This is a genomic window from Simonsiella muelleri ATCC 29453, assembly GCF_002951835.1.
GTDB lineage: Bacteria > Pseudomonadota > Gammaproteobacteria > Burkholderiales > Neisseriaceae > Simonsiella > Simonsiella muelleri.
Genome location: NZ_CP019448.1, coordinates 2,458,947 through 2,469,862, shown reverse-complemented (window position 1 = coordinate 2,469,862; position 10,916 = coordinate 2,458,947). Strand labels below are relative to the sequence as shown.

Annotated in this window: 12 protein-coding genes; 7 read left to right on the top strand and 5 right to left on the bottom strand. The window is 42.8% G+C overall.

The window, feature by feature from the left end; all coding sequences use genetic code 11:
* The first annotated feature begins 137 nt into the window (after positions 1–137).
* The 7 genes from BWP33_RS12245 (at position 138) to BWP33_RS12215 (ending at position 8,504) form a co-directional block, all read left to right on the top strand.
* Positions 138–2,255, top strand: coding sequence for a type IV secretory system conjugative DNA transfer family protein (locus BWP33_RS12245; protein WP_002642818.1), 2,118 nt, complete (start codon positions 138–140; stop codon positions 2,253–2,255).
* Positions 2,252–5,215 carry an LPD7 domain-containing protein gene (locus BWP33_RS12240; RefSeq protein ID WP_002642817.1) on the top strand — a complete coding sequence of 988 codons (2,964 nt, stop codon included), beginning with the start codon at positions 2,252–2,254 and terminating at the stop codon, positions 5,213–5,215. The genes BWP33_RS12245 and BWP33_RS12240 overlap by 4 nt, the downstream gene beginning before the upstream one ends.
* Before the next feature lie 75 nt (positions 5,216–5,290).
* Complete coding sequence (locus tag BWP33_RS12235) at positions 5,291–5,860, top strand: HNH endonuclease (protein ID WP_002642816.1); 570 nt, start codon at positions 5,291–5,293, stop codon at positions 5,858–5,860.
* Entirely contained in the window at positions 5,841–6,023 is a 183-nt protein-coding gene (locus BWP33_RS12230; RefSeq protein WP_040629383.1) for a hypothetical protein, read from the top strand. The genes BWP33_RS12235 and BWP33_RS12230 overlap by 20 nt, the downstream gene beginning before the upstream one ends.
* Before the next feature lie 12 nt (positions 6,024–6,035).
* Entirely contained in the window at positions 6,036–6,602 is a 567-nt protein-coding gene (mobC, locus tag BWP33_RS12225) for a plasmid mobilization relaxosome protein MobC (RefSeq protein ID WP_002642815.1), read from the top strand.
* Positions 6,577–7,707 carry a relaxase family protein gene (locus BWP33_RS12220; RefSeq protein WP_002642814.1) on the top strand — a complete coding sequence of 377 codons (1,131 nt, stop codon included), beginning with the start codon at positions 6,577–6,579 and terminating at the stop codon, positions 7,705–7,707. Before mobC ends, BWP33_RS12220 begins: the two co-directional genes overlap by 26 nt.
* A gap of 389 nt (positions 7,708–8,096) precedes the next feature.
* Complete coding sequence (locus tag BWP33_RS12215) at positions 8,097–8,504, top strand: hypothetical protein (protein ID WP_002642813.1); 408 nt, start codon at positions 8,097–8,099, stop codon at positions 8,502–8,504.
* A 226-nt stretch (positions 8,505–8,730) separates the two neighbouring features.
* Here BWP33_RS12215 and BWP33_RS12210 read toward each other — a convergent pair whose 3' ends face one another.
* The 5 genes from BWP33_RS12210 to BWP33_RS12195 all read right to left on the bottom strand — a co-directional run bounded on the left by BWP33_RS12210 (position 8,731) and on the right by BWP33_RS12195 (position 10,875).
* Positions 8,731–8,988 (bottom strand): helix-turn-helix domain-containing protein, encoded by a 258-nt coding sequence (locus BWP33_RS12210; RefSeq protein ID WP_002642812.1) that lies wholly within the window; start codon positions 8,986–8,988, stop codon positions 8,731–8,733.
* Positions 8,937–9,083, bottom strand: coding sequence for a hypothetical protein (locus tag BWP33_RS12610; RefSeq protein WP_002642811.1), 147 nt, complete (start codon positions 9,081–9,083; stop codon positions 8,937–8,939). The genes BWP33_RS12210 and BWP33_RS12610 overlap by 52 nt, the downstream gene beginning before the upstream one ends.
* Positions 9,084–9,158: 75 nt before the next feature.
* Positions 9,159–9,482: a hypothetical protein gene (locus BWP33_RS12205; RefSeq protein ID WP_002642810.1), complete on the bottom strand. Its 324-nt coding sequence runs from the start codon at positions 9,480–9,482 to the stop codon at positions 9,159–9,161.
* A 566-nt stretch (positions 9,483–10,048) separates the two neighbouring features.
* Positions 10,049–10,606, bottom strand: a complete 558-nt coding sequence (locus BWP33_RS12200) for a hypothetical protein (RefSeq protein WP_002642809.1) — start codon at positions 10,604–10,606, stop codon at positions 10,049–10,051.
* A complete protein-coding gene (locus BWP33_RS12195; RefSeq protein WP_040629379.1) occupies positions 10,603–10,875 on the bottom strand; it encodes a type II toxin-antitoxin system prevent-host-death family antitoxin in 273 nt (90 codons plus the stop codon). Before BWP33_RS12195 ends, BWP33_RS12200 begins: the two co-directional genes overlap by 4 nt.
* Between the last annotated feature and the right edge of the window lie 41 nt (positions 10,876–10,916).

Sequence of the window (10,916 nt, the reverse complement as noted above, 5' to 3'; positions counted from 1 at the left end):
ATTTTATTTTGAATACCGTCCGTTCTACCATTGATGTTGTTTGCTTTTTCAACCGAACCTATATGACTGAACTGTATTACAACCCAGTCGCCAAACTTCACGCCTTACAAGGGCGTTAATCATCAAAAGGAAAACCCATGTCTGAACCCAAACGCCCCATACTCCCCCTGATTATTTTCTTGGTAGTCCTTGAACCGCTTGCGTTGGCAGGCGGTTTTTATTTGGGTGCGACCGTTTTTGTGGATTGGCTCTCGCTCAAAAAAACCGAACCCAGCCCATTTTTATTGCTGAAATATTGGCAGATGAACAGGCTGCCCGAAACCATGTTCATGCCTTTGGTGGTTTCTACGGTGCTGTCGGCTCTGTTGGGCTTTTTGCCTGTGATTGTGGTTTTATTGGCTGTAATTTTGGGCAAACCCAAACGCGAATTGCACGGCTCGGCACGGTTTGCCAACGACATGGAAATCCGCCAAGCAGGTTTATTGCAAAGCCCACAAGAACAAACCAAACAAAAATTTCCCGATATTTTGATTGGCAAACACAAAGGACAATATTTGCGCTGGTTTGGCAATGAATTTTTTGAATTGGACGCGCCTACACGCTCGGGTAAAGGCGTGGGCATTGTGATTCCCAACTGCCTGCATTATCGGGACAGTATGGTGGTTTACGACCCCAAATATGAAAACTTTTTGATTACAGCAGGTTTCCGCCAAGCACACGGGCAAGAAGTTTATTTGTTTAATCCAGCAGGGATTTTACCCAAAAGCGAAGACAACCCCGACCCCAAATTAAAAGAAATGTCACCCCTGATGTCGCATTGTTGGAACCCCTACACCTACATACGCCGCGATGCACGTTTCACATATAAAGACTTGATGAATATGGCACAAATTCTGTTGGCTTCGGGGCATAACGATAGTGGCAGTTCCCAATTTTTCACGGAATCTGCGCGTAAATTATTTGTCGGATTGAGTTTGTTTTTGATTGAAACCGAACACGAGCGCGATTTAAGCGATTATCGCCAACGCACTACATTAGCCAATCTATTCCGCTTGACTTCGCCGACCGATGGGCAACCGCTCAATGAATGGCTGAAAGATGAAATTGAAAGCCGCCCTTATTTGAGTTCACAATGCCAAACTTTGCTGTTGGGATTTGTGAACGGCTCGCCCAAAACTGGGGCTGATATTTTGTCATCTCTGACCGCGCCGTTGGGTATGTTTCTTGACCCTGTTGTGGAAAAAGCCACGTCTTCAGATGATTTCAGGCTGGACGAACTCCGCAAAAAGCGCATGACAATTTACATTGGTATTGTGCCTACGGAAATGGGAACATTTCGCAATTTGATGAATTTGTTTTTTAATCAGCTGATTGATGTGAATGTTCAACAAGGGCTGCCTGAAAATAATCCTGCGCTGAAACACCAATGTTTGCTGTTAATGGATGAGTTCCCAGCATTGGGCAAAATGTCGGTTATTGTGAACGCGGTGGCGTTTATCGCTGGCTACAATTTGCGTTTGCTGATTATCAACCAGTCGCCGTCCCAACTGGAAGACATCTACGGCAAAGAAGCGGCACGGACGCTCACAACCAACTTTGCCTGTCGGGTGTTGTACACACCACGTGACCAAAAGGACGCGCAAGAATACAGCGAAATCATCGGTTATGAGACGTTTAAAAGCCGTTCCAGTTCGCGTTCTTCGGGGCGTGGCACGAGCCGTAGCCAAAGTATTTCCGACCAAAAACGCGCTGTGATGAATCCAGACGAGATGAAAACCATGCCAGCGAGCGACTGCATTGTTACGTTAAACAAAGTCCGTCCGATTTACGCGCAAAAAATCATTTATTGGCAAGACCCTGTTTTTACAGCGCGTTTGGATAAGACGAAATACCCTGTTCCGAAAATTCCTGAACTGGATTTGCCGATACCACAAGCTCATTCATCACAAAATCAATCTGTTAATCATATTCAGCCAGCCAACGAGCCCGAAATCAGGCAGCCTGAAAATCCCCAACCCAAAACCGAACCATTGAGCGTAGAAGAAATGGCAAGTTTTGAATGGGAAAAATGTGTGAACAAAGAAGCCGTACGTGAAAGCGTATTGGCTTTGATGATACGCAAGGGAACGAATGATACGCCTGAAAATATGCAGGCAGTCAAAGACTTACCCGATTTATGGCTGCTGGACAAAATGCCTGAAACCGCCGCTTTATTAGCGGAAAATCCAATAGAAACAACGGATAATGAAACATGAGCGATTACGACAACATTCAAAACGCCCTGAACCACATTGACCCACAAGACCGTGAAACATGGTTTCGCATGGGGGCAGCTATTAAAGACGAATTGGGCGAAAACGGCTTTGAAATGTGGGATAACTGGTCGCGTCAGTCCGATAATTATAAACAACAAGACGCACAATCGGTGTGGAAGTCCATCAAGGTGGGGCATATTCACATCGCTTCTTTGTTTAAAACAGCTCGAGAAAATGGTTATCGTCCTGAAAAACCGTATACACCACCAAGTGCAGAGGAATTAGCCAAACGCTCCCAAATCGCCCAAGAAAAGCAACAAGCCGAAGCCAAGCGCATTGCCCAAGCCCACGCCAAAGCGGAAAAAACCGCCTACGGCATTTGGCACAATGCCAGCCCTGCCAACCCCAAACACGCCTACGCCCAAAGTAAAGGCTTGGACGCGGACACGCTCAAAGGCATTCGCCAAAACGAATATCAGGGCAAAAAGCAGTTGATTATCCCATTGTATTCAGAGAAAAAATTAGTCAATGTGCAAACCATTGATGAAGACGGCAACAAAAAATTCCTGAACGGCGGACAAAAACAAGGCGCGTACACGATTATTGGTGATTTTAAGCAAAATCAACAAGGCATTATTTTGGCGGAGGGTTTTGCGACCGCCGCCAGCGTTCATGAAGCGACTGGCAAGCCTGTTGTGGTGGCGTTTGACGCTGGTAATTTGAAAGCGGTTTCGGAAAAGCTGTTAAACGTGCTGCCTGAAAACGTACCTGTTTATTTCGCCGCCGACCAAGACCCCAGTCAAACAGGTTTACACAAAGCCCAAGCCGCCGCCGAAGTATGGGGCGAACGCGCCCAAATTTTGCTGCCTGAATTTAGCCCAACCCAAATTCAGCAATATCAGCAAGAAAAAGGTACGGATAAAGTCCCTACTGATTTCAATGACTTGCATAAATTAGCAGGAATTGATGCGGTACGTGAACGCTTTGGTTTGGCAATGGTGCAAGAAACTGAAATTGAAACAGAAGTAGATTTCAGGCAGCCTGAAATGGAACACATTAAACCCGAATTATCGCGTGAAGAATTGTTGAAAAACGATTATTGGCGCGTGGCAAATGGCTACGCCCCTTTGCCCGAAACGCCAAAGCCTGAACCGCAACAGAATTTCAGGCAGCCTGAAAATCCCAACGAACAGCACAATCCCGAGCCGAAAGCCAATCCACAAACCGAGTTACCCAATAAGCCCACCCAAACAGCCATATCAGAAAAAGATGTGGCTATTTCTTTTTCTGAAAAGGTAAATTCTATGGAAAATCAAAAAAATGAAAATGATTTCACACTGACTAACGAACACTTTAATGAATTCAAAGAAATGGCGGAAAAATATGGCTACACTGTCAAAACCTTTAACCGTGAATTTGAAGGCGATTTAACACGATTAGAAGCTACCAAAAACTTTGAATTTGTTGATGAAAATGGAGAAACCCGTTTACAAATGGCTTATGTGTGGACAAGCGATGAATTCAAACATTTTAAATTTACTGGCGTGGGTGGAGACTTTATTGCTGATAAGACCAAACGTGAGCAAATGCACCGTGAATTAAAAGAAAATGGTTTACATGAATCTAAAAATTTTAATGATGCCAAACAAGCATTTGACCATGCAGACCGCGCATTACAAGTTGCTGCCAATGTGTTAGGTGGACAATTATCACAGCAAAAAACCATGATGGAAAACCCAAATCAAACCGATTTCAGGCAGCCTGAAAACGAGCGCGCCCCTGATTTCTACGATTACAATTTTGAAGATTTGCCTAAAGAGCATCCGCAAGTCGCACAAAACCAAGACCCAAACCCTGAATTGGCAGATGATGAAAAAGTCAGCCCTGTTCCCCCAGTCAATCATCAAGAAAATCAGGCTGATGAGCCTGAACCCGAGTTACCCAATACCATTGAATACGAAGCGTTCCAGCGCGAAATTGACCCTGCCGAACTCAAAAAAACTGAGTTCAGGCAGCCTGAAAATCCCAGCGTAACGCAAACACCGACCAACACCGAGCTTGAAACAGCAGAACCCAATCAGGAAAAAAACGAGTCTAAACACCCTGCCCCCGAGCAGGAAAAATCCCAAGCCAATACAGGTTTGGATTACACAATCCCAGCCCATTTGCAAAGTCGCATGGTGGCTGTGGACGTACAACGCTTTCGCGTGATGAACTACGAAATGGGCGCACATTTGTTGCGTTACACTGCACCCGACAATCCCAAAACGGTGTTGTTTGAAGACAAAGGCAAAACCCTACACACCGCCCGAGACGACAAACAAACCATTCAAGATATGTTGGACGTAGCAAAAGCCAAAGGTTGGGACAGTATCAAAATTTCAGGCAGCCAAGAATTTAAGCAGCAAATGTGGTTGGAAGCAGAAAGTCGCGGCATTGCCACCAAAGGCTACAAACCCAGCCCCGAAGATTTAACCATTTTGGAACGCCGCCGCGAAGAACGAGCCACCAACAGTATTGCCGAAGCCGAAAAGCTAAAACAGCAATCCGCCATGCCTGAACGTCCCGAAAGCACCATGAAAACCATTCCAACTGAAGCAGTCAAAGCGGCGGACACGGTTAAAGCCCATGCCACACAAGCGCAGCAGACCAACGCGCCCAAGCCCAGCGACACCGCCAAAGCGCAATACGAAAGCAAATTGGCAACGCTGCCGACCGAGCAGCAACACAAAGCACGGTTTTACGAGCGGCAAGCATTGGCAGCCATGCGCCATATGCCAGCCGAGTTCCACGAAAAAACGCGCCAAGCCATTTACGAGAACCAAAGCGATTTAATCCGTGATGGCAAATATCACGCGCCTGACCCTGCGAAAACGCAAGACAGGCAGCCTGAAAAAGTCCATGAACCCAAACACGAGCGCGCGCCCAGCCGTGATAATGATTGGGAAATGGAACGCTGATTTTATTTTTTATTTTTGAGATAAGACCCTGTTTAGCCAAATGGTTAATCAGGGTTTTGTTTTTGGGAGAACACCATGACCGTAATTAAACTCAAAGAAAGCAACCCGATTGAAGCACACATCGCTCAGTTGAAAATTTGGCAACGTGATTGCAAAAAATTTCAGCAAACCGCGCTCTATGATTTATTGAGTGAAACCATTGTTTTAATGAAAAAACTGCACAAAGAGAAACCCGACACACCCACCGAAAACTTTACCCATACCGCCGCTGATTTAGCCTTTTCAGACTACATCAGAGCAAGGGCAAACTATTGTTGCGAACGCTGTGGCAAACAATACCCAAAAAAATCAACAGCTCTGCAATGTTCCCACCATTTTTCACGGCGTTTTTACAGCATTCGTTACCACCCCGACAATGCGGCTGCACTCTGCCACCATTGTCATAATTATTGGTTTAGTAAGGATATTTTGGAAAGTGCCGCATGGTTGCATGAACGATTAAGCCAAAGCCAAATTGATGAGCTTATTCGCCTGAAAAAACTGCCCAATGCAACCCAAAAACTGTCCGCCAGCCAACAAGATGAGATTGCCGAATATTACCGTAATCTATTGAAAGATTTGGAAAATGAAAGTCAAGCAGTTTAGTGGCGACTTGACTTTACCACGTCAATTTTATTGCCAAAATTGCGGTGTTGGCGTGGTGGTTACCGAAGCCAGCGACCGCCGCTTTCGCTATTACTGCCAACGCTGTGAAAAACAGTATTGGCGGCGCACTTTAAAACACGATACCGCAATCAATTATGAATAGTCGGAGAAAAAAGTGAAAAATTTATCAAAGAAAATAGATGTTTATGGCTTAACTACTGATGAAATTCAGCAATTGCGGCAAATCGCCAAAGAACGCTACGGTAAAGCCAGCGTTTCTCTACTCGCCAAAAAATTGTTACAAGCGCAAATCAGGCAGACTGAAATAGAGAATACACATGAAGAACAATTATTTGAGCGTTTAACCTTGCGATTACCACCCAAGCAACAGGTTTATTTGACCCAAAAAGCCAAAGAACAACATAGCACCTTAAACGAAGTAGCCCGAGACATCATCGCCGAATACATTACAAAAAAACCTGTTTTAGGCAATGACGCGGTTCAAGCTCTGTTTCAATACAATTACCAGCTTTTACGAATTGGGCGAAATATCAATCAAATAGCACGAAAATTTAATGAAATGTCGCCGCATTCATTTACCACCAAACAGCTTAATGAATTTGTGGAATATTTGGACTATCACACGGATATTGTTTACAAAGTACTGGAAAAGCAAGAAAAACCGCTTAAATTCAGCGAAAGTTGGAGATTGATGTATGCAGCAACTAAACAAACAAATTGATGACTGGTTCATCGGCTACAAAACCCATGCGGTAAAACCCAAACGCAGTTCTTTGGGCGGTGGCAGTAACCCAAACCGCAACACCAAACCGTTTGCAAAAACAGGTTTAAAATCAGGCACAGGTCTCAAAAATTTACAGGCAGCCGCCGCCAAAAAGCCTGAAGTGATGGTTAAAATTGCCAAACGTGTTAGTAAAAATTCCAAAGGAATTAACGGTGTACAAAACCACATGAAATACATTTCGCGTAATGGCGAATTACCACTTGAAACCCGAGACGGCGACAAAGTTCAAGGTAATCAAGCCATTCAATCCTTGATGAACCATTGGCAAAAATCGGGCATACGCGAAAATTCCGACAAACGCGAAGCGATTAACATTGTGCTGTCCATGCCCGCAGGTACGCCACCGCAAGCCGTACTGAATGCGGCTCGCCAATTTGCGGCTGAACAGTTTGAAAAACATGAATATGCCTTTGTGTTGCACCATGAAAGCGAGCGAGACGGCGAGCCACCACACCCACACGTCCATTTGTGTGTCATGGTTAGGGATTATGATGGTATCCGCTTAAATCCACGCAAAAATGATTTGTTTGAGTGGCGCGTCCGTTTTGCTGAAAAAATGCGTGAACAAGGTGTAGAATGCACCGCCACGCGGCGACAACATCGTGGGCAGAGCATTAAAGGGCAGAAAGCCGACATTCGCCAAATCATTCTCCGAACCATACAGGAAGAAAAACAGGGCAAGCAGCCTGAAAACATCAAGCGCAGCCACATTGCCCAAACCAATGTTGAAGCGATTTTAGAAGCTCTGCAAGCGCAACAGCGACCGCAACATCCTTTTCAGGGAAAAGCTCAGCAAGCCAAAGACCACATTACAGAGCAGTACAGCTTGATTTCGAGGGAATTGTACAAATTGGGTTACAAAACCGAAGCCAAAATCATGAAAGATTTTGCCAAAGAAGTTTCAGGAAAAAGTTTGGATACTCAAGCCCAACAAATCTACGACCGCCACGCGCATTCTCACCAACAATCTCAAACCCAAATCAGCGAGCCGAAAGCCGAGCCGAAAAATCCCAGTCGTGATGATTGGGAAATGGAACGCTGACGCGCAGCCCTACTTTTTTTCTGACACCAAAGGCATTCCGAAGTCCGCTATGGGCTTCGGAGTGCCTTTTCTTTTTGCCTGATGAACCAGCCCCACAAGGGGCGTTTCCGCGAACGCGGAATGTAAAACATCGCATTTAGCGGTGTTTTTGGCACGTTGTGCCTATCCTGCGTTCTAAATTTTTAAGGTTTTTAAACAAAAAATATATAACCCACACCATAGACCATATTTAGACTTCAATTAAACCAAAATTAGCCATAAATTAGATTTAAGTAAACCATAATGCAACTTTAAAATAGACTTTAAACGGCTTAATTTGGACTTTAAATAGTCCAATATTTAGACTATAATTGACCTTATTTAGCCTTAATTTAGCCGATAAAACAACTATGATTAGCCAATCTGTACAAGAATTTATCAACAAAAATCCCAAAAAAGGGCGTGTTTCCAAATTAGAGCCGTTCAAAGATGACATTTTTTTCCTGAAAAATGAAGGCTACTCACAAGCCCAAATTTTGGCATTTTTGCAAGAAAATGGCTTACAAGTGGGCTTAACCACGCTCAAATCATTTATCAAGAATAGAAGCCAAACAGCCACCGTGCCAACCCAAAAAACACGCCCTAATCAGGCTCAACCGTCCAAACCTGCCCAACTTGAGCCTGTGGTAAAAAATGATGTGCCACCACCAGCGAAAACCACCACTCCACCACCAACCGAAAATGACCGCCACCCGATTAACACAGGTTTCAAAAAATTCAATTCGCGTGAACAGCGTGATATTGATGATTTGATTTAGCAATATGGAAAAAAACGATGAAACAATAAGTATTTAATTTTGATTTCAAACGCGTGAAATCACGAGTTGAAGATGATTTCGTGGCTGTTCCTAAATTTGAAAATAGAGATGATTTAATCAAGTGGTTGGAGCAGAAAATGAACGTAGAATTAGGCAAACGCTATTCAACAATAGTTAAAAAAATCGCCTATTTCCGCTATTGTAGAAATAGGCGATTTTTGCTGTTTCAGGCTGCCTGAATAAGCACAAGTAAGGCTTGCCATTGGCTTACAGGCATATCCCTATGGGCTGGTTTGTCCACGTCTGCTACCCACGCTTGAACGCCCCTTAAACTGACGTTTAAACGCTCTGCAAGCTCTTTTTGTGTCCACCTCATTTGTTCCAATACATAACGCAAATTCGCTGGCGTGTAGCCAATTTCAGGGAAATTCATCATAACCACGACCAAAACCAAAGCGTCAATAACAACATTAAAATAATCCATACGACCGCCTTTTTATTGGCAAGTTCATGTTTCTTTTTGATTTCAGCCAATTCAAAATCTAGTTGTTCAGCTACTGTTTTATTTTCTTTAATCATTTCAAATCTCCATATTGTTCAATGATTTAAGTTTTAGTGGATATGAGATAATTGCTATCCCATATCGCCTTAATTTTAACCGCCAAATACGGCTTTCAGTTTCTCATAAATTGTAATGATTGTAACCACAATAAACGAAACCACCGCCAAAATTGAAGCACCTACCTTACTTGCTAATAAAATGTGGTTGGCTTCCTGTTCCAGTTTAGCGAGTTCCGCCAATTGTTTACGTCTTTCAATCTCCTGTAATTGTTCGTGTTGTGCCAAGTCTAATTCGGCTTTTTTGATTTGGATTTCGTTCAGTTGTTCGGTCAAATCGTTTTCTAAACGCTTTTTGCGGACATCTTCCCACGCTTGTTTAACTTGGGCTTTTTGCAGTTGGGTGTCTAAATGGTTCATAATTGAAGTTCCTGTTTAACATTTAATAAAGCCATTATACACACGAATCGTGTGTAAATCAAGTTATTTTTTAAAAAAATAAAACTTTTTTCCATTTAAATTCAATTAAATAATCATCAGAAAACAGGTTTATCCACTACTGCCAAAACTCCACCGAAAGGCATTTTTTCTTCTGACGATTTTTTTCCTGATAAATCAAATTTTTTTTTATTAAAAAAATCAGGACCCCAACAATTTTTGGCATTCCACCAAATTTTTTTCTTTGATAAATGGATGTAACAGCCTCGTAACACCTTTGTAACACCCTAATAATAAAATATTTATTAATAAAAACATATGGTTAAAAGATATAACACCCGTAATACCCTAAATATGATTGTTTCTTAAATAAAGTTATTTTCTAAATTCAAATAATGGTAAAGTTGGGAGTTACAGGTGTTACACCTGTTACATTATTGAATTTAAATAAATTATTTAGAATAATACTGGGCGATACGGGCGATACAAGGTGTTACAAAAAGCCATCAATCAAAATCAATGATTGATGGCTTTGAGTAAAAAATAGATTATTTTTCAGGAATTTCAATTCCTTTAATAACATAAAAACGCCCTTTATCACGTTTCAAATGCTTCCAGTTTTTATCATTAGGGCGGATTAACCACCCCAAATCACACAGAACCTGACACACTTTTTGAATATCAATACCCTGAAAAATTTCCTGTTCAAACACCGCCGGTACCATCCAATAGTGGGTACTTTTACCATAATCCACTTTCCTGAAATACCCTGCATGGTTGGACGATGTGATTTTAGCGTCCCATTGAGCAAAACGCCCATTGTCAGCGTTTAGTTGCATAAAGTCCGCCATTTTCTTGATGATTTTCAAATCTTCTTGTTTACCAGCACCTGTACGGTTGAGCCAATCATCAAAACACTTTTGCACCATTAACATACCCATGCCCTGCATAATGCATGTAATAGAACGCGACATTTCCAACGCTGTTGCCACCAATGCAAAACGTTTGGCAACACGCCCAACTTGTCCTTGATGTAATTCATCGGGCAGCTGAGCCAAAAATTCAGCTTGAATTTCGCGTATTCTCGGTACAAGTGTACGGTTCATTCTTCAAACACCTGAATATCCGCTATCATAGCTTCTACGCTATCATGTCGTTTCAAATGTCGGCTCTGACGGTCATCTCTCAATTCTTGCATGGCTTGGCGAGTTAATTCATTGGGCACTCGTTCATCTGAATATGCTTTTTCTTTGATGTTCAATAAATTAACCGCTTCTTCATAACTCATCAAAACCACAGCAGGTTTGCCGTATTGTGTAATGGCAATCGGTTCACGGTATTTGGCAAATTCAATGTTTTCACGGAAATTGGGCAAATTTTATCAAGAAAAACTATCCCTGCCACACGCATTTTCTT

Excerpts from the sequence above, each read along its gene's own strand:
- BWP33_RS12245 (WP_002642818.1), top strand. The coding sequence starts at position 138 with ATGTCTGAACCCAAACGCCCCATACTCCCCCTGATTATTTTCTTGGTA.
- BWP33_RS12240 (WP_002642817.1), top strand. The coding sequence starts at position 2,252 with ATGAGCGATTACGACAACATTCAAAACGCCCTGAACCACATTGACCCA.
- BWP33_RS12235 (WP_002642816.1), top strand. The coding sequence starts at position 5,291 with ATGACCGTAATTAAACTCAAAGAAAGCAACCCGATTGAAGCACACATC.
- BWP33_RS12230 (WP_040629383.1), top strand. The coding sequence starts at position 5,841 with ATGAAAGTCAAGCAGTTTAGTGGCGACTTGACTTTACCACGTCAATTT.
- BWP33_RS12220 (WP_002642814.1), top strand. The coding sequence starts at position 6,577 with ATGCAGCAACTAAACAAACAAATTGATGACTGGTTCATCGGCTACAAA.
- BWP33_RS12215 (WP_002642813.1), top strand. The coding sequence starts at position 8,097 with ATGATTAGCCAATCTGTACAAGAATTTATCAACAAAAATCCCAAAAAA.
- BWP33_RS12210 (WP_002642812.1), bottom strand. The coding sequence starts at position 8,988 with ATGGATTATTTTAATGTTGTTATTGACGCTTTGGTTTTGGTCGTGGTT.
- BWP33_RS12610 (WP_002642811.1), bottom strand. The coding sequence starts at position 9,083 with ATGATTAAAGAAAATAAAACAGTAGCTGAACAACTAGATTTTGAATTG.
- BWP33_RS12205 (WP_002642810.1), bottom strand. The coding sequence starts at position 9,482 with ATGAACCATTTAGACACCCAACTGCAAAAAGCCCAAGTTAAACAAGCG.
- BWP33_RS12200 (WP_002642809.1), bottom strand. The coding sequence starts at position 10,606 with ATGAACCGTACACTTGTACCGAGAATACGCGAAATTCAAGCTGAATTT.